16 protein-coding genes are annotated in these 18,013 nt (G+C 71.0%); 7 read left to right on the forward strand and 9 right to left on the reverse strand.

The annotated features are described in order from the left end of the window. The 7 genes from ACLL81_RS02160 to trxA form a co-directional block, all read left to right on the forward strand. Positions 1–710 (forward strand): 1-acyl-sn-glycerol-3-phosphate acyltransferase (locus ACLL81_RS02160; protein WP_411286703.1); only part of this gene is annotated, 710 nt, incomplete at its 5' end. Continuing rightward, the gene (gene tsaE / locus ACLL81_RS02165) at positions 707–1,156 is read left to right on the forward strand and encodes a tRNA (adenosine(37)-N6)-threonylcarbamoyltransferase complex ATPase subunit type 1 TsaE (protein ID WP_411286704.1); all 450 of its coding nucleotides are present in this window, start codon (positions 707–709) and stop codon (positions 1,154–1,156) included. The genes ACLL81_RS02160 and tsaE, both read left to right, overlap by 4 nt. Then, a complete protein-coding gene (gene amgK / locus ACLL81_RS02170; RefSeq protein WP_411286705.1) occupies positions 1,140–2,231 on the forward strand; it encodes an N-acetylmuramate/N-acetylglucosamine kinase AmgK in 1,092 nt (363 codons plus the stop codon). The genes tsaE and amgK overlap by 17 nt, the downstream gene beginning before the upstream one ends. Beyond that, positions 2,228–2,944 (forward strand): nucleotidyltransferase family protein, encoded by a 717-nt coding sequence (locus tag ACLL81_RS02175; protein ID WP_411286706.1) that lies wholly within the window; start codon positions 2,228–2,230, stop codon positions 2,942–2,944. The genes amgK and ACLL81_RS02175 overlap by 4 nt, the downstream gene beginning before the upstream one ends. Then, a complete protein-coding gene (gene addB, locus ACLL81_RS02180) occupies positions 2,941–5,901 on the forward strand; it encodes a double-strand break repair protein AddB (protein WP_411286707.1) in 2,961 nt (986 codons plus the stop codon). The genes ACLL81_RS02175 and addB overlap by 4 nt, the downstream gene beginning before the upstream one ends. Beyond that, on the forward strand, positions 5,898–9,386 hold the full coding sequence (addA, locus tag ACLL81_RS02185) for a double-strand break repair helicase AddA (RefSeq protein WP_411286708.1): 3,489 nt from the start codon (positions 5,898–5,900) through the stop codon (positions 9,384–9,386). Before addB ends, addA begins: the two co-directional genes overlap by 4 nt. Before the next feature lie 80 nt (positions 9,387–9,466). Next, positions 9,467–9,796 (forward strand): thioredoxin, encoded by a 330-nt coding sequence (gene trxA, locus ACLL81_RS02190; RefSeq protein ID WP_411286709.1) that lies wholly within the window; start codon positions 9,467–9,469, stop codon positions 9,794–9,796. 10 nt (positions 9,797–9,806) lie between these two features. Here the strand turns inward: trxA and ACLL81_RS02195 are convergent, their stop codons facing one another. The 9 genes from ACLL81_RS02195 to ACLL81_RS02235 all read right to left on the reverse strand — a co-directional run. Continuing rightward, on the reverse strand, positions 9,807–11,165 hold the full coding sequence (locus ACLL81_RS02195; RefSeq protein WP_411286710.1) for a bifunctional folylpolyglutamate synthase/dihydrofolate synthase: 1,359 nt from the start codon (positions 11,163–11,165) through the stop codon (positions 9,807–9,809). Beyond that, positions 11,140–12,057: an acetyl-CoA carboxylase, carboxyltransferase subunit beta gene (gene accD / locus ACLL81_RS02200; protein WP_411286711.1), complete on the reverse strand. Its 918-nt coding sequence runs from the start codon at positions 12,055–12,057 to the stop codon at positions 11,140–11,142. The genes ACLL81_RS02195 and accD overlap by 26 nt, the downstream gene beginning before the upstream one ends. 4 nt (positions 12,058–12,061) lie before the next feature. After that, positions 12,062–12,892 (reverse strand): tryptophan synthase subunit alpha, encoded by an 831-nt coding sequence (gene trpA / locus ACLL81_RS02205; protein ID WP_411286712.1) that lies wholly within the window; start codon positions 12,890–12,892, stop codon positions 12,062–12,064. Next, positions 12,889–14,109, reverse strand: a complete 1,221-nt coding sequence (trpB, locus tag ACLL81_RS02210) for a tryptophan synthase subunit beta (protein WP_411286713.1) — start codon at positions 14,107–14,109, stop codon at positions 12,889–12,891. Before trpB ends, trpA begins: the two co-directional genes overlap by 4 nt. Positions 14,110–14,119: 10 nt before the next feature. Then, positions 14,120–14,761, reverse strand: coding sequence for a phosphoribosylanthranilate isomerase (locus ACLL81_RS02215; RefSeq protein WP_411286714.1), 642 nt, complete (start codon positions 14,759–14,761; stop codon positions 14,120–14,122). Between the two features lie 86 nt (positions 14,762–14,847). Next, complete coding sequence (locus ACLL81_RS02220; protein WP_411286715.1) at positions 14,848–15,795, reverse strand: class I SAM-dependent methyltransferase; 948 nt, start codon at positions 15,793–15,795, stop codon at positions 14,848–14,850. 80 nt (positions 15,796–15,875) lie between these two features. Further along, positions 15,876–16,307, reverse strand: coding sequence for a large-conductance mechanosensitive channel protein MscL (gene mscL / locus ACLL81_RS02225; RefSeq protein ID WP_411286716.1), 432 nt, complete (start codon positions 16,305–16,307; stop codon positions 15,876–15,878). A gap of 18 nt (positions 16,308–16,325) precedes the next feature. Continuing rightward, entirely contained in the window at positions 16,326–16,613 is a 288-nt protein-coding gene (locus ACLL81_RS02230) for an integration host factor subunit beta (RefSeq protein ID WP_411286717.1), read from the reverse strand. 215 nt (positions 16,614–16,828) lie between these two features. Beyond that, positions 16,829–18,013: 30S ribosomal protein S1 (locus tag ACLL81_RS02235; protein WP_411286718.1), on the reverse strand; the 1,185-nt coding region annotated here is incomplete at its 5' end.

The following is an 18,013-nucleotide window of genomic DNA, read 5'->3' on the forward strand; positions in this document are numbered from 1 at the left end:
GGATGGCTGACGCCATCGCGCCGCTGCCGGGCCGCGCGGCGCTGGAGCATGTCTCCCGACTGCTGAGCGTCAAGGTAGCCGCCCATGGGCTGGAGCGCATACCGCGCCAGGGCCGGCTGCTGGTGGTCTGCAATCATCCCACCGGCATCGCCGACGGGGTGGCGGTCTATGACGCCCTGAAGGCCATCCGGCCGGACCTGGCCTTCTACGCCAACTCCGACGCTCACCGGGTGTCGGCGGGCCTGGGCGACGTGCTGATCCCCGTGGAATGGCGCGAGGAGCGCCGCACCCTTGAGCGGACCAAGCACACGCTCATGCTGACCCGCGAAGCGCTGGAGGCCGAGCGGTGCCTGGTGATCTTCCCGGCCGGACGACTGGCGCGGCGCCAGCCCGACGGCAGCCTCAGCGATCTGGTCTGGGCGTCCAGCGCGGTGTCCCTGGCGCGCAAGTACCGCGCACCCATCGTGCCGATCCATGTGGCCGGGCCGTGGTCGCGGCTGTTCCACCTCTTCCACCGGTTCTCGCCGGAGCTGCGCGACGTCACCCTGTTCTACGAGCTGCTCAACAAGCAGGGCGGCCAGTTCTCGCTCACGGTCGGCGCGCCCATTTCACCGGGCGCCCTGGAAGGCGAGGCCGTGGCCCTGACAGCGGCCATCAAGGCCCATGTGGAGACGATCCTGCCCACCGACCCCGATCGGGCCTTCCCATGACCCTGGCCGACGAGGCGGCCACCCGCAGCCTGGGGGCGGCGATCGCCTTCGAGCTTCGCCCCGGCGAGGCCGTCTGCCTGTCGGGACCACTGGGGGCCGGCAAGTCGACCCTGGCCCGCGCCCTGGTGCGCGCCCTGACCACGCCGCAGGAGGAGGTCCCGTCGCCGACGTTCACCCTGGTGCAGTTCTACGAGGGGGCGCGGCTGAAGGTCGCCCATTTCGACCTCTATCGGCTGACCGATCCCGACGAAGCCTATGAGATCGGCCTGGACGAGGCGCTGGACGACGGGGCGGCGGTGATCGAATGGCCGGAACGGCTGGCCGGGCGGCTGCCCCCCGACCGACTCGATGTAGAGATCGCCCTGTCGCCGGACGCGCAGAGCCGGCGCGTGCGGATCGCCCGGCACGGGGCGTGGGAAGGACGAGGGCTTGAGTTCGGATCGTGAGGCCCTGAAGGCCCAATTCCTGGCGACGAACGGCCTGGGCTCCGCGCGGCGCGAGCCCCTGAGCGGCGACGCCTCAACCCGCAGCTATCAGCGCCTGCACCTGGCCGACGGCTCGCGGCTGATCTTCATGGACCAGCCGCCGGTGCTGGAGAGCGCCGCCTGCCCGCCCGGGGCGACCGACGCTGAGCGGGTGGCCATGGGCTACAACGCCACCGCCCGGCTGGCGGCAGGGTCGGTGGCCGCCTTCGTCACCACCGCGGCCTACCTGCGCGAGCGGGGCCTCTCGGCGCCACGGGTTCAGGCGCACGATATCGCGGCGGGCCTCGCGGTGCTGGAGGACCTGGGGGACGGGTTGTTCGCCACCCTGATCGCCGAGGGAGAGCCGGAGGCGCCGCTCTATGAGGCTGCGGTGGATGTGCAGGTCGCCCTGCAAGAGCAACCGCCGCCGGAGGTGCTCACCGCCGACGGCGCGGCCTGGCCGCTGCTGACCTACGACACCCTGGCGCTGAAGGTCGCCACCGACACCTTCCTGGAGTGGTGGCCCAAGCTCAGCGGGGCGGCGCCCTATGGGGATGAGGCCGTGGCGGAGTGGGACGCCCTGTGGGCCCCGGTCTGGGTTCGCGGCGAGGCGGGCGCCAGCGTCTTCACCCACCGCGACTACCACGCCCAGAACCTCCTGTGGCTGCCGGAGCGCGGCGGCGTTGCGCGGGTAGGCCTGCTGGACTTCCAAGACGCGCTGCGCGCCCACCCGGCCTGGGACCTCACCCACCTGCTGCAGGACGCCCGCCGCGACGTCTCGCCGGAGCTGGAGCAGGCCATGCTGGACCGCTTCCTGAAGGCGCGGCCAAAGCTGGACCGGGCGCAGTTCCTGGCCGACTACCGGGCGCTGGCCGCGTCGAACGCCGCGCGCATCCTGGGCCGGGTGTTCGCCCGCCAGACCTTGCTGGGCCGGCCGCAGTACCGGGCGTTCATGCCGCGTACCTGGCGCTACCTGGAACGTAACCTGGCCGACCCGGCGATGGCCGACCTGAAGCGCTGGTTCGACCGGCATGTCCCCGCCGGGGCGCGGACGTGACCCTGCCCGGCCCCAAGACCGCCATGGTGCTGGCCGCCGGCCTCGGCACCCGCATGCGCCCGCTGAGCGACCACCGGCCCAAGGCGCTGATCCCGGTGGCCGGCCGCGCCCTGGTGGACCGGGTGCTGGACAAGCTGGTGGAGGCCGGCGTCAAGCGGGCCGTGGTCAACGTCCACCATTTCGCCGACCAGATGGAGGCCCACCTGGCGACGCGCACCGACCTGGAGGTGCTGATCTCCGACGAGCGCCACGGCCTGCTCGACTCCGGTGGCGGCATCGCCCACGCCCGCGCTCAGTTGGGCGAGGCCCCGATCTTCATCGCCAACATCGACAGCCTGTGGCTGGAGGGCGACACGCCGGCCCTGGAGACCCTGAAGGCCGCCTGGAATCCCGAGGCCATGGACATCCTGCTGCTGCTGGTGCGGCGAGGGCACGGCATCGGCTTCGAGGGGCCGCAGGGATTTCGGATGGACCCGGGCGGCCGCCTCACGCACTCCACGGCGCCCGAACCGCCCACGCCCTTCGCCAACGTCGGCTTCGCGATCATCAAGCCGCAGGTGCTGGACGCGGAGCCGGGTCCGGCCTTCTCCATCGTCCCCATCTGGCATCGGTTGCAGGCGCAAGGACGGCTCCACGGCGCGGTCATGGACGCCTTCTGGATGCATGTGGGCGATCCGGAAGCCCGGGAGGCCGCCGAGGTCAGGCTCCAATGAGCGCCTTCTTCGAGCGGCCCCGGCCGCGCTGGTTCAACATCCCGGCGCACCGGCCGTTCGCCCAGGACCTGGCGGTGGGGCTGCACGAAGCGTTGAGTCCGCTGGGGCCCGAGGCCCTGTCTCAGGCCATCGTCCTGACGCCCACGCGCCGCGGCGCCCGAGCCCTGGCCGACGCCTTCGTAGCTGCGGCCGGCGGACGCGCGGTCCTGCCGCCGCAGATGCGACCCCTGGGCGACCTGGAGGAGGGCGAGCCGCCGTTCGAGCCTGGCGACCTGGCCCTGGACCTCCCCGCCGCCATCGAGCCCCTGACGCGGCGCTTCGAGCTCACCCGCCTGGTGGCCGACCACGCCCACCTGCTGGGCGGCCGCGAACTTACCGCCGCCTCGGCCCTGGAGCTGGCCGACGCCCTGGGCGGGTTCCTGGACAGCCTGCAGATCGAGGAAGTGGAGGCCGGCGAGCAGCTGGCCGGGCTGGTGGAAGCCGACCTCGCCGACCACTGGCGGGTTTCGCGGCTGTTCCTGGAATCGGCGCTGGTCGCCTGGCCCCGGCGGCTGGCCGAACTGGGAGTTGCCGACGTCAGTGAGCGCCGCGTGCGCCTGCTGCGCCGGCTCGCCGAAACCTGGGACGCCCACCCGCCGAAGGGCGTGCTGGTGGCGGCGGGCTCGACCGGCACGGCGCCGGCGACCCGCGACCTGCTGATCGCCATCGCCAAGGCGCCGCAGGGCTGCGTGGTCCTGCCGGGGCTCGACCTCGATCTCGCCGACAAGGCCTGGGCCAAGGTGGACGTGCAGCACCCGCAAGGGGCGCTGAAGCGGCTGCTTGACCGCGCGGGCGTGGCCAAGGGCGACGTCGACGTCTGGCCGGCCTCGATGAGGGCCGAGGCCGCGGGGCGCTGGCGTCGGCGGATCATCAATGAGGCGCTGCGCCCGGCCGAGGAGACCGCCGACTGGCTGCAGGTCATCAAGGCCCTGCGCGCGGAGGGCGACGCGGAGGTCGATCCCATCGCCGAGGGGCTGAAGGGGCTGTCGCTGATCAGTGCGCGTTCGGAAGAGGAGGCCGCTACCGCCGCGGCGCTGCTGCTGCGCGAAGCCCTGGAGATCCCCGAGCGGACGGCGGCGCTGGTGACCCCGGACCAGGCCCTGGCGCGCCGGGTCGCGGCCAAGCTGGCCCGCTGGGGGGTGATCCCGGACTCGTCGGCCGGCGAGAGCCTGGCGGGGTGCGCCTGCGGGGCGCTGGCCGGGCTGCTGGCGCGCGCGGCGGGCGATCCGCTGGACCCGGTGATCCTGCTCGGTCTCGCGAAGCATCCCCATGTCCGCAGCAGCGCCGCGAGCCTGGAGGCTTTGGATGCGGGCCTGCGCGGCGCCCGGCCGGCGAGTTGGACCGCGCTGCGGGCCCGGGCTCCCGGGGCGCTGCCGCTGGTCGCCCGCCTGCAAGCTGTGATCGAGGCTCTGCCGCAACAGGCCGGCGCTCCGTCCGAGGCGGCGCGGAGCCTCGCCCAGGCCATGGAGGCCCTGGCGGCCGACGACGACGGCCACCTGGGCGACCTGTGGAGCGGCCCCGGCGGCGAGGCCATGAGCCGGCTGCTGGCGGGGCTGATCGGCGCAGGCGCTGACCTGCCGTCCGCGACGCCCCGCGAATTCGCCGACCTGCTGGACCGCTTGATGGAGGGCGAGACGATCCGGTCGGGTGGCGCCACCCATCCGCGGCTGCGCATCCTAGGCGCCATCGAGGCCCGGCTGGTGCGGGCAGACCGGCTGGTGGTGGCCGGCCTGGAGGAAGGTGTGTGGCCCCGCGGCGCACCGCTGGACCCCTTCCTGTCGCGGCCCATGCGCGAGCGGCTGGGCCTGCCCTCGCCGGAGCGCCGCGTTGGCCTCGCCGCCCACGACTTCGCCCAGGCCGCCTGCGCCCCGGAAGTGATCCTGCTGCACACCGAGCGCCGCGAGGGGGCGCCGTCGATCAAGTCGCGCTGGCTGTGGCGCCTGGAGACCCTGGCGCGGGGGGCCAAGCTGTCCATTCCCGACCGGCCGCAGGTGCTGGACTGGGCGGCGCGGCTGGATGATCCCGGCCCCGCAGCGCCGGCCAAGCGCCCGGCGCCGGTTCCGCCCGTGGCCGACCGGCCCCGCAGGATGGCGGTGACCCGGGTGGAGACCCTGACCCGGGACCCCTACGCCGTCTGGGCCCGCGACATCCTGCGGCTCTATCCCCTGCGCCGGCCCGACGAGATCGCCGATGCGCGGGTGCGGGGGACCGCCATCCACACGGCCTTCGAGCGGTTCGTGCGCGCCCATCCGGTGGAGGTGCCGGAAGACTCGCCGCAGATCTTCGCGGACCTCTATCTGGCCGCCCTGGTGGAAGAGGGCATGGCGCCGGAGGCCCTGGCGCGGGAGGCGGCGCTCGCCCGGGAGACCGCGGCCTGGGTCACCGCCCTGGAGCTGGAGCGCCGGGCCGACGGGCGGACCCTGCACGTGGAGCTTGAGGGCAGCCTCACCTTGGCCACCCCGGGCGGGCCGTTCACGGTGACCGCCAAGGCCGACCGCATCGAGGCGACCCCCGACGGCTTCGGCCACATCCTCGACTACAAGACCGGCAAGGCGCCTTCCAAGAAGGAGGTGGCCACCGGATTCTCGCCGCAGCTCACCCTGACGGCGGCGATCCTGCAGGGGGGCGGGTTCGAGACCCTGGGACCGCTGGCGCCCGGCGACCTGACCTATCTGCAGATCACCGGCCGCAAGCCCGCCGGCAAGGTGGAGACCCGCGCCGCCGCCGGCGACGAGAGCGCCGAGGCGGCCGCCCTGGCGCTGGCGGGCCTGGCCAAGCTGGTCGCCCGCTACGACGACCCGGCCCAGCCCTACCGGTCGCGCACGGCGCCGCAGTTCGTCAAGGCGCGGATCAGCGACTATGACCACCTGGCCCGCGTGTTCGAGTGGTCAACCAGTGGCGAGGATGGCGAGGAATGAGCGACCTCGTCCTCGAAACCGCCGCCATCGTCGATCCGCAGCGCATCGCCGCCGACCCGACGCTGTCAGCCTTCGTCAGCGCCAACGCCGGCTCCGGCAAGACCAAGACCCTGATCGACCGGGTGGCTCGCCTGCTGCTGGCCGGGGCGCGGCCGGAGACCATCCTGTGCGTCACCTACACCAAGGCCGCCGCCGCCGAGATGCAACGGCGGCTGTTCGACCTGCTGGGCGGGTGGTCAGTGCTGGACGACGCCGCCCTGACCGGCAAGCTCACCGACCTGCAGGGCGATCGGGCGGCGCGCTACGACGACGCCGCCCTCTCCCAGGCCCGCGCCCTGTTCGCCCGCGCGCTGGAGACGCCCGGCGGCCTGAAGATCCAGACCATCCACGCCTTTTGCGAGAAACTCCTGCGGCGGTTCCCGCTGGAGGCGGCGGTGTCGCCGGGCTTCAAGGTGATGGAGGACGTGGCCACCGCCGCCGTGGCGGCGTCGGCCAAGCGGATGGTGGCCCGGCTGGCCATGGCCGGCGACGGGCCGGTGGCGGAGGCCTACGCGCGGTTCTCCGTGGCGCTGGATTTCCAGGCCTTCCAGTCGATGTTCGCCGACTTCGAGGCCCGCCGCGGCGCCCTGGCCGCCTTCCTGGCCCGGGAGGGCGGATTCGAGGGCGCCGTGGCCTGGGTGTGGCGGGCCTGCGACGTGCCCCGCAGCTCCGAGCCCGAAGCACTGGCGGCGGAGGCCATGGGCCGGCTTGATCGGGAGCTGTGGCGCGAGGCTGGCCAGGTGCTTGGCCTGGGCGGCGCCACCGACCAGCGCTGCGGCCGCGACATGGCCGCCGTGGCCGCCGATCCCGACGCTGACTTCGCCCGCGCCCTGGCGGTGATGTTCAACCAGGATGGCGAGGGCGAGGGGGCCAAGTGGGTGGGCAAGACCAGCGGCCTGAAGGCCCGCGAGGACCTGCGCGTGCGGCTGCTGTCGGAGCAGGCCCGACTGGACCAGGAACGCCAGCGGGTGCGCGCCGCCCAGGTGGCCTGGGACACGGTCTATGCGCTCACCCTGGCGCACGCCTACCTCACGGCCTACCGCATCGAGAAGCAGGCCGCCGGCGCGCTGGACTTCGCCGACCTGATCGAGAAGACCCGCGCCCTCCTGGACAGCCGGCCGGCGGCGGCCTGGGTGCTCTACAAGCTCGACGGCGGCATCGACCACATCCTGGTGGACGAGGCGCAGGACACCGCCCCCGACCAGTGGGAGATCGTCGGCGCGCTTACCGGCGAATTCTTCGCCGGCGACGGCGTCCCGTCGCAGCGCCGGCTGGAGCGCAACCTGTTCGTGGTCGGCGACGAGAAGCAGTCGATCTATTCCTTCCAGGGCGCCCAGCCCGAACAGCTGCTCGAGCAATTCGCTATCCACCACGGCCGCGCCACCGCGGCGGGTTTCGATTTCCGGCGGGTGGAGCTGCTGGAGTCCTGGCGCTCGGTCCCGGAGGTGCTCAACTTCGTCGACGCCACCTTCGCGCCAGCCGAACTGACGGCGGCGATCCAGGCCCAGGCTGGCGCGGCGGCGATGCGCCACAAGGCCACCCGCCTGACCGACGCCGGCTGCGTCGACGTCTGGCCGCTGGAGGAAGAGACCAAGGGCGAGGAGCGGGCGGCCTGGGACACGCCGCTGGACGAAGAGCCGGAGCACAGCGCCAACCGCCGGCTGGCGCGCAAGATCGCCTGCGAGATCAAGGCGCTGATCGCCCGGGGCGACGCGGTCTACGACAAGGAAACCCGCGCCTGGCGCGCCGCCCACGCCGGGGACGTGTTGATCCTCGTCCGGCGGCGCAAGGCCCTGTTCGAGGAGCTGTTGCGCGCGCTCAAGCAGGAGGGCATCCCGGTCGCGGGCGCGGACCGGCTGGCGCTTTCCGAGCACATCATCTTCGACGACCTGCTGGGCCTGGCCCGCTTTGTCCAGGCGCCCACCGACGAGCTGACCCTGGCGGCCCTACTGCGCAGCCCGTTCTGCGACGTGAGCGACGACAGCCTCTACGACCTGGCCCACAGCCGCGGGAAAGAGGCCCTGTGGACGCGGCTGCAGCGCCGCGCCGGCGAGCGGCCGGAGTGGGGCCAGGCGCTGACCTTCCTGCAGGCCGCCCAGGCGGCGACGACCCGGCGGCCCTTTGAGTTCTACAGCGACCTGCTGGGGTATGGCGACGCCGAGGGCCGCTCCATGCGCGCACGGCTGTTGCGCCGGCTGGGCGCGGAGGCGCAGGACGCGCTGGATGAGTACCTGGCCCAGGTGCTGGCCGCAGAGGCCCGCGGCGTCCACGACCTGGAACGGCTGGCCGCAGACTTCGCCGGCCTCGACATCGTCGTGAAGCGCGAGATGGACGGCGCGCAGCACCAGGTCCGGGTGATGACCGCCCACGGCGCCAAGGGCCTGGAGGCGCCGATCGTCTTCCTGCCCGAGACCACACTCTCGCGCACGGCCCGGGGATCGCCGCTGATGCAGACCGAGAAGGGTGGCTTCCTCTGGTGTTCCTCCAAGGACCGGGACTGCGAGGCCTCAGCCGCCGCCCGCGAGCGCCGCACCCAGCGTGAGGAGGCCGAAACCTTCCGCCTTTTCTACGTCGCCCTGACCCGGGCGAGAGACCGGCTCGTGCTGTGCGGGAGGCTCCCGGTCAAAACAAAGCTGGAAAGCATCAAGGGCTGGTGGGGTGCCCTGTCAGCCGCTCTGGACCACGCCGACATCGCCCCGCACATCCGCCACGTGACCTGCGGCGACATGCCGATCAAGCGGTATGGGGCCGACCCGAAGACCCTGCCCGTGACGGCCCGGCCGACCGCCGTGGCCGACGCCCTGCCGGCCTGGACGCAGCGTGCGCCCACCGCCGAGGCCTTCGCCCGATACGCCTCCCCGTCGGATCTGGGCGAGGCGGTCAGGAGCCAGGCGCCCTCGCCGCTGGCCGAGGTCGGCGGACTGGGCCGCTTCCGGCGGGGCGACCTGATCCACCGGCTGCTGCAGATCCTGCCGGACCTGGAGCCCGACACCCGGGCGGGGGGCGCCCGCGCCCTGCTGGCCCGCGAACGCGACCTGAGCGAGGCCCAGCGCACCGAGATGGCCACGGCCGCGCTGTCGGTCCTGCACGATCCGCGCTTCGCCGAGGTGTTCGGGCCAGGCAGCCGCGCCGAGGTGGCCATCGCCGGCTCCGCCGCGGCGCTTCCCGCCGGCCTGAAGATCTCCGGGCGGATCGACCGGCTGGTGGTGCTGCCCGACCGGGTGCTGGTGGCCGACTTCAAGACCAACCGGCCCTCCCCGGCCAGCATCGAGGACGCCGATCCGGCCTACCTTCGGCAGATGGCGGTCTATGCCGCGGTGCTGGGCGAGGTGTTCCCCGACCGCCGCGTGGAGGCGGCCTTGGTCTGGACCGACGGCCCCAAGCTGATGCCGATCCCAGAAAACCTCGTGGCGCAAACCCTTGCCGAGCTTCGCCGCAGCAGTTGATACCAGGGCAGGCCCCGCCTACATCGGCGGATCGAACCCGCGTCGGGTCCGTTACAGCACCCGTCGCAAGAGGAGTTTTCATGAGCACCGTGAAGGTCACCGACGAATCCTTCGAGAAGGACGTCCTGCAGGCCAAAGGCCCCGTCCTGGTCGATTTCTGGGCCGAGTGGTGCGGCCCCTGCAAGCAGATCGCGCCGGCGCTGGAGCAGATCTCCGAGGAGCTCGGGGCCAATGTCACCGTGGCCAAGCTCAACATCGAGGAAAGCCCGACCACCCCCTCACGCTACGGCGTGCGCGGCATCCCCACCATGATGCTGTTCAAGGACGGCCAGATGGCCTCCATGAAGGTGGGCGCCATGCCCAAGCAGAAAATCCTCGACTGGCTCTCGGAAGCCGGCGTCTCGGCCTAGCGTCCGGCTCTCAGCCCGGCCAGGTCTCGCGGCTCATGGCCAGGACCTCGCCGGCGAAGTGGAGGCCGCCGCAGATCAGGATGTGCGGCGCCGGACCATCGGCGACTAGCGCCTGGCGCACGCCGTCTTCCACATCGGCGACGATCCTGGCGGTCAGCCCGGCCAGGCGTGCAGCGTCGGCCAGCTCAGCCGGATCGGCGGCGTTGTGCGAGTCGAAGGTGGTGGTGAGCACCCTGGGGTGCATCTCGGCGAAGGGTCGGAAGAAGCCCAAGGCGTCCTTGCGGGCGAACATGGCGGTGATCAGCACCAGGGGGCGACCGTCGCGGTCCACCAAGCGCGAGGCGGCTTCCGCCAGCGCCCGGCCGGCGTGCGGGTTATGGCCGCCGTCGAGCCACAGGTCCGAGCCTCGCGCCTTGGCCAGCGCCGCCAGCGGACCCGCGCGCAGGCGCTGGAACCGGGCGGGCCAGACGGTGGACGACACGCCCGCGCCCAGCACGTCATCGGTCAGCCCGTGGTCGAGGGTGAGCGCCGCGGCCACGGCCAGCCCGGCATTGGCGAACTGGTAGCCGCCGAACAGGCTGGGGGGCGCCAGGTCCAGCAGCCGGTCGGGCATCTGCACCATCAGCCGGCCACGCTCCTCCCAGGCGTCGAAGTCCCGGCCCATCAGCAGCATCGGGGCGAAGCGGTCGTCGGCCTCGCGTTCGATGACCTCCAGGGCCTCGTCCTGCTGGCGGGCCACCACCACGGGCCGGGCGTGCTTGACGATCCCGGCCTTCTCCCAGGCGATCTTGGAGAGCTGCGAGCCCAGCATCTCCAGGTGGTCGTAGTCCACGGGGGTGATCACGCTGACCGCCGGCGCGTCGAAGATGTTGGTGGCGTCGAACCGGCCGCCCAGGCCCACCTCGACGATGCACAGGTCCGCGGGCGTATCGGCGAAGGCCTGCAGCGCCAGCACCGTGGTGATCTCGAAGAAACTGATTGGCGCGCCGTCATTGACCGCCTCAAGCTTGTCGGTGAGTTCATTCAGGCGATCGTCGGAGATCAGCTCTCCGGCCACCCGGATGCGTTCGGCGAAGCGCACCAGGTGGGGCGAGGTCAGGGCGTGGACCTTCAGCCCTTGCGCCTCGGCGATGGCCCGCAGGTAGGCGACGGTGGAGCCCTTGCCGTTGGTGCCGGCCACATGGATCACCGGCGGCAGCCGTCGCTCGGGATGGCCCAGCGCCGCCAGCAGGCGCTCGACGCGGCCGGTGGTCAGGTCGATCAGGCTGGGGTGGTTGGCGCGCAGGCGCTGGATCACCGCGTCGGAGGCGCGGATCGGGTCGTGCCCGTGATCCTGGGTCAGTTCAGGCGGCGGAGGAAAGGCGTTCACGCCCCATCATAAGCGTCTTGAGGATGGAGCCCAGCACCTGTGGCAGGTCGGCGCGCTGGACGACCTTGTCGACCATGCCGCGCTCCACCAGGAACTCCGACTTCTGGAAGCCCGGCGGCAGGGTCTCGCGGATGGTCTGCTCGATCACCCGGCGGCCGGAGAAGCCGATGGTGGCGTTGGGCTCGGCCAGGTGGACGTCGCCCAGCATGGCGTAGGAGGCCATCACCCCGCCGGTGGTGGGGTCGGTAAGCACCACGATATAGGGCAGGCCCGCTGCCTTCACCTCGTTTAGCGCCAGCGTCGTGCGAGCCATCTGCATCAGAGAGAGCGTGCCCTCCTGCATCCGCGCACCACCCGAGGCGGTGAAGATCACGAACGGAACTTCCCGCTTCACGGCTTCCTGCGCGGCCTTGATGAAGGCCTCGCCGGCGGCCATGCCCAGCGAGCCGCCCAGGAAGGCGAAGTCCTGCACCACCATCATCACCGGCGCGCCCTGGATCAGGCCGTAGCCGATGGCCATGGCGTCATGCTCGCCGCTGGCCTTGCGGGCCGCCTTGAGCTGTTCGCTGTAGGGCCGGTCGCCGGAGAACCTCAGCGGGTCCTCGGTGACCACCGGCGAGCTGATCCTCTCGAACTTGCCGTCGTCGAAGGTGAAGCGCAGGCGGGCCGCCGCCCCGATACGCATGTGGCTGCCCGACGGGGTCACCCACAGGGCGGCTTCCAGGTCGGGGCGGTAGATCATCTCCCCGGTGTCGGGGCATTTGACCCAGAGGTTTTCCGGGGTCTCGCGCTTGGCGAAGGCGTTGCGCACGCCGGGCGCGATGCGCGAGAGCCAGCCCAAACGGGGCGCGGGACGGCCGGGTTTGTCGTTTCGCTGTTCAGCCATCGCCATGGTTCTAAACCGTCAGACCCGTGCGCGCGAAGCGTACAGCCTTAGCCAAGGATTCTACTTTGGAAAGAACGGCGGCGGTCACGTCTTCGTTCATCTCCACCGCTTTCGCCACTTCATCCACAAGCGCGGAGCCGACCACCACGGCGTCGGCCACCTGGGCTATCGCGGCGGCCCTTTCCGGAGTCTTGATCCCGAAGCCCACCGCCACCGGCAGGCCCGAGGCGGCGCGCACCCGCGCCACGGCCGGGGCGACCATGGCGGCGTCGGCTTCCTTGACTCCGGTGACGCCAGCCACCGACACATAGTAGACGAAGCCTGACGTCCGCCGGACCACGGTCTTCAAGCGGTGGTCGTCCGTGGTGGGGGTGGCCAGGCGGATCAGCGAGAGCTCGGCGGCGTCCAGGGCGTCGGCCAAAGGGCCGGCCTCCTCCGGCGGGATATCCACGACGATCAGGCCGTCCACCCCAGCCTCGGCGGCGTCGCGGGCGAAGGCCTTGTACCCCCAGCCGATCAGCGGGTTGGCGTAGCCCATCAGGATCACCGGAGTGGTCTGGTCCTGCTCACGGAAGGCGCGGACCAGGGCCAGCACGCCGGTCAGGGTCATGCCCTTGGCCAGCGCCCGCTGGGCGGCGCGCTGGATCGGCGGGCCCTCGGCCACGGGGTCGGAGAACGGGAACCCAACCTCGATCAGGTCGGCGCCTGCGGCGGGCAGGCCCTTGAGGATCGCCAGAGCGGTGGCCGCATCGGGATCGCCGGCCATCACATAGGGGACGAAGGCCGCGCGGCCCTCGCGCTTCAGCTCGGCGAATCGGTCGTCGATGCGGGCCTTGCTCAAGCCTCGCGCCCCAGGGCGGTGGCCACAGTGGCGACATCCTTGTCGCCCCGGCCGGAGAGATTCAGCACCACGATGGCGTCCTTGCCCAGGTCCGCGGCGATCTCCGGCAGGCGGGCGATGGCGTGGGCGGTCTCAAGCGCCGGGATGATCCCCTCGAGTTCGGCGCAGAGCTGGAAGGCGGCCAGGGCCTCATCGTCGGTGGCGGTGAGGTAGGTGGCGCGGCCCACGTCGTGCAGCCAGGAGTGCTCGGGCCCGATGCCGGGATAGTCGAGGCCGGCCGAGATCGAGTGCGCCTCCATGATTTGTCCTGCTGCGTCCTGGAGCAGGTAGGTCTTGTTGCCGTGCAGGACACCCGGGCGCCCGCCGTTGATGGCCGCGGCGTGGCGCTCGGTGCCCATGCCGTCGCCCGCCGCCTCGACGCCGATGAGCCGGACGGTCTCGTCGCCCAGGAACGGGTGGAACAGGCCGATGGCGTTTGAGCCGCCGCCAACGCAGGCCACCACGGCGTCGGGCAGGCGGCCTTCCATCTCCAGAATCTGCTGGCGGGTCTCCAGGCCGATCACCGCCTGGAAGTCGCGGACCATCGCCGGGTATGGGTGCGGGCCGGCGGCCGAGCCAATCAGGTAGTAGGTGTCCTCCACATTGGTCACCCAGTCCCGCATCGCCTCGTTCATGGCGTCCTTCAGGGTCGAGGCGCCGGAGGTGACGGGCCTGACCTCCGCGCCCAGCAGGTTCATGCGGAAGACGTTGGGCTTCTGCCGCTCCACATCGACCGCGCCCATGTAGACGATGCAGGGCAGGCCGAAGCGGGCGCAGACCGTGGCCGTGGCCACGCCGTGCTGGCCCGCGCCGGTCTCGGCGATGATGCGGGTCTTGCCCATGCGCATGGCCAGCAGGATCTGGCCCATGCAGTTGTTGATCTTGTGCGCGCCGGTGTGGTTCAGCTCCTCGCGCTTGAAATAGATCTTCGCGCCACCGTAGCGCGCGGTGAGCCGCTCGGCGAAATAGAGCGGCGACGGCCGGCCCACATAATTCTTGAGGAAGGCCCCAAGCTCGGCCTGGAACCCCGCGTCCGCCTTGGCCGCGCGGTAGGCGGCGTCCAGTTCATGGACAAGCGGCATCAGGGTCTCGGGGACATAGCGACCGCCATAGTCGCCGAAGCGCCCGTCGGCGTCGGGATAGGCGGTGTAGTCGTTGGGAAGCGACGGCGCGTTCAAAACCGGACTCTCAGGCGCGACGGACAGCGTCGAGGAACGCCGTGATCAAGGCGGGGTCCTTTAAGCCCGGACCGCGCTCCACGCCAGAGGAAACGTCCACCAAGGGCGCGCCGGACTGGCTGAGCGCCTCCCCGACATTCCACGGGTCGAGACCGCCGGCCAGGAACCAGGGACGCTGGAACCGACGGCCCGCCAGCAGCGTCCAGTTGAAGCTGTGGCCCGACCCGCCGGGCAGGGCGGCGTCCTTGGGCGGCTTGCCCTCGAACATCAGGTGCTCGACGACGGTTTCGTAGGCGGTGGCCTTGGCGATGTCGTGGGCGTCGGCCACCGGCAGGGCCTTGATCACCCCGACGCCCGCCCGCCGCGCGATCTCCCGGGCCCGGGCCGGCGTCTCCTTGCCGTGGAGCTGGATGAGGTCGGGGGCCAGCACCGCAGCGATCCGGTCCACCTCCGCGTCGTCCGGATCGACGGTCACGGCCACCACCTTGGCCCGGCCACGCGCGGGCTGGGCCAGCCGGGCGGCCGCATCAAGGCCGAGGTTGCGAGGGCTCGCGGCGAAGAACATGAACCCCAGCCAGCCGGCGCCGCCGTCCAGCGCCGCGCGCACGGCGGCCTCCGTCGACACTCCGCAGATTTTGACGCGCATCTTCATGAGGCCGGATTAGGGGCGTCCGGCGGGTCACCGCAAGGCGCATGATGTTGCGGTGGACGCCGGCGAGCAGCGGGGCCACTGGGCGCTTAGTCGCCCTTGGTCATGACGATGGTGCCTTCCAGCATCAGCAGGCGCTTGACTGGGGGCGGCAGGGCGGCGTCGAAGCTGTCGAGGATGGCGATCGCCCAGGCCGGCAGCTCAAGCGGAGTCTGGATGCCTATGGCCAGCCGCAGCTGTACCGAGGCCACGTCGCGGTAGAGCTCGTCGTGGTCGTTGTGCGGCACGATGCGCACCCGGCTGAAGCCCAGGCTCTCGGCGGCGTGCTCGATGTGCTCGCGGGAGAACAGCCACTTGTCGTCCAGGTCGGCGAAGCCAGGACGGGTCGGGTCCGGCATGGTCCTGGCGGCGATGTCGGCCACCATGCCCTTCAGGGCGCGCTCCACGGCCGGATGCAGCCGGTCGTTGCGCAACACGGCCTCGGCGAGAATCCGCTCATAGGCCAGCCGGATCAGCCCATAGCCCTGGAACGGCTCCATGAAGATGGCGTGGCCGCCGGGCTTCAGCGCCCGCGCCGCGGCCCGGATGCCCTGATTGGGCAACACCAAGTGGTGCAGGATCGAGGAGCCGGTGACCAGGTCGAACTGGCCGGGCCGCACATGGTCACCCATGGCGTCCATCACCACGCAGAGCACCCGGTCCGACAGACCCTCGCTGAGCGCATAGTCGGCGAGGATGGCCAGCAACTCGCCGGACAGGTCGGTGGCCACCTGGCGGGCGCCGGGCGCCAGGGTGAACCAGGGGACGATGGAGTTGACCCCGGAGCCGGAGCCCAGGTCGAGGATCAGCGGGGCCGCGGCCACCTGGATGCCGGTCTTCGCCAGGGCCTGCTCGAACAGCCCCTGGAAGTGAGCCGCCGCGGAATAGCGTGCGTGATAGTCGCCGGCGTTGACCTTGAACTGGTCGGAGATGCGCGCCTGGCTGCGGTCGCGGGCGATGGACCAGACCGCGCCGCTTTCGCCCTTCGCAGCGCGCAACGGGGCTAGCTCGGAGGCGAACAGGCGCGTCGCCCATTCTGGGGGCGCCAGCCCCCGGGTTTTCAAGACCTGGGAAATGGTCACGCCCCCGACCGGGGCGCCTGGGCCTTCAGGAGGTCGCGGATTTCCATCAGCAACGCCTCCTGCGGGGCGGGCGCCGGTTGCTGCGAGGGGCCGCGTTCGGCGTCGCGGCGGCGGATCACATTGATCATCTTGACCAGCAGGAACACCGCCCAGGCGACGATCACGAACTTGATGCCGGCGTTGACCAGGGCGCCGTACTGCACGGCAACCAGCTCATTGGCTTTGGTGGCCGGATCGTCCGCCTTCAGCACCCAGGCCAAGTGCGAGAAGTCGATGCCGGAAAGCAGCAGGCCGATCGGCGGCATGACCACCTGATCGACCAGGATCTTGACGATGTCGTTGAACGCCGCGCCGATGATCACGCCCACGGCCAGGTCGATAACATTGCCGCGGGCGATGAATTCGCGAAATTCGCCGATGATGCTCACCGCGGCGTGGCCTGCGGTCTATTCGTCGTCGGCGTTGAGCCGCTCGCGCAGCTCCTTGCCGCTCTTGAAGAACGGCACATGCTTGGCGCGCACATCGACGGGCTCGCCAGTGCGCGGGTTGCGACCGGCGCGGGCGTCGCGGGAACGCACCGACAGGGCGCCGAAGCCGCGCAGCTCCACCCGGCCGCCGTCCTCCAGCGCCTGGATCATGCGTTCCAGCACCACACCGACCACGCGTTCGATGTCGCGCTGGGTCAGGTGCGGGTTTTCTTCGGCGAGTTGGGCGATCAGTTCAGACTTGATCATGCGGGCCTTCGAGCACTGGCGGGCGGCGCGACCATGTGCGAGTCCGCCTTTACATTCAAGGGGTAGTAGAGGCGAGCGGGCCGTCACGGTCAAGGTTGCGCGCCGATTGAGCACGACAACCTGGACTTGAACAGAACAAAGGCCTCGCCCGGCGGACCGGACGAGGCCTTGGTCTCTTGCAACTGGAGCCGCGCCGCGGGCGCGGGCGCCGGTCGCTACTCCTTCTGAGCCTTCTCGCGCAGAGCCGCGCCCAGGATGTCGCCCAGGGAGGCGCCCGAGTCCGAGGAACCGAACTTCTCGATGGCGGCCTTTTCCTCGACCATCTCCAGGGCCTTGATCGACAGGGAGACGCGGCGCGCCGCCTTGTCGATGGTGGCCACCTGGGCGTCGACGCGGTCGCCAACGGCGAAGCGTTCCGGCCGCTGGTCGGCGCGGTCGCGGCTGAGATCGGACTTGCGGATGAAGGCCGTCATGGGCGCCTCGTCCTCGCCGAACTTCACCTCGATGCCGCCGGTGGTGACCTCGGTGACGGTGACCGTCACGGTCTGGCCCTTGCGGAAGGTGTCGCCCTGCATCGGGTCGCCGGCCAGCTGCTTGATGCCCAGCGAGATGCGCTCCTTCTCGATGTCGACGTCGAGCACGCGAGCCTTCACCATATCGCCCTTGTTGTACTTGGCGATGGCTTCCTCTCCGGGGGCGGCCCAATCGAGATCGGAGAGGTGGACCATACCGTCGATCTCGTTCTCGAGACCGATGAACAGGCCGAACTCGGTGGCGTTCTTGACTTCGCCCTCGACGGTGGAGCCCACCGGGTGCGCGGCCACGAAGGCGTCCCACGGGTTCGCCATGGCCTGCTTGAGGCCCAGCGACACGCGACGCTTGGAGCTGTCGACATCGAGAACGATGACGTCCACTTCCTGCGAGGTGGAGACGATCTTGCCGGGGTGGACGTTCTTCTTGGTCCAGCTCATTTCGGAGACGTGGACCAGGCCTTCGATGCCCGGCTCGAGTTCGACGAACGCACCATATTCGGTGATGTTGGTAACGCGGCCGGTGAAGTTGCCCTCGATCGGGTATTTCGCCACGGCGCCGGCCCACGGATCGCTCTCGAGCTGCTTCATGCCCAGACTGATGCGCTGGGTATCGGGATTGATGCGGACGATCTGCACCTTGACCGTGTCACCGATATTGATGACCTCGGAGGGATGGCCGACGCGCTTGTAGCTGATGTCGGTGACATGCAGCAGGCCGTCGATCCCGCCCAGGTCGACGAACGCGCCGTAATCGGTGATGTTCTTGACCACGCCTTCGATGATCTGATTCTCTTCGAGGCTGAGGATCAGGCCCGAACGCTGCTCGGCGCGGGTTTCCTCGAGAATCGCGCGGCGCGACACGACGAT

The organism is Phenylobacterium sp. (genome assembly GCF_046590535.1).
In the GTDB taxonomy this organism is placed as follows: Bacteria; Pseudomonadota; Alphaproteobacteria; order Caulobacterales; family Caulobacteraceae; genus Phenylobacterium.

Bases quoted from the DNA above. Each gene is read 5' to 3' on its own strand.
- tsaE (WP_411286704.1), top strand. From the start codon at position 707: ATGACCCTGGCCGACGAGGCGGCCACCCGCAGCCTGGGGGCGGCGATC.
- addB (WP_411286707.1), top strand. From the start codon at position 2,941: ATGAGCGCCTTCTTCGAGCGGCCCCGGCCGCGCTGGTTCAACATCCCG.
- addA (WP_411286708.1), top strand. From the start codon at position 5,898: ATGAGCGACCTCGTCCTCGAAACCGCCGCCATCGTCGATCCGCAGCGC.
- trxA (WP_411286709.1), top strand. From the start codon at position 9,467: ATGAGCACCGTGAAGGTCACCGACGAATCCTTCGAGAAGGACGTCCTG.
- accD (WP_411286711.1), bottom strand. From the start codon at position 12,057: ATGGCGATGGCTGAACAGCGAAACGACAAACCCGGCCGTCCCGCGCCC.
- ACLL81_RS02215 (WP_411286714.1), bottom strand. From the start codon at position 14,761: ATGAAGATGCGCGTCAAAATCTGCGGAGTGTCGACGGAGGCCGCCGTG.
- ACLL81_RS02230 (WP_411286717.1), bottom strand. From the start codon at position 16,613: ATGATCAAGTCTGAACTGATCGCCCAACTCGCCGAAGAAAACCCGCAC.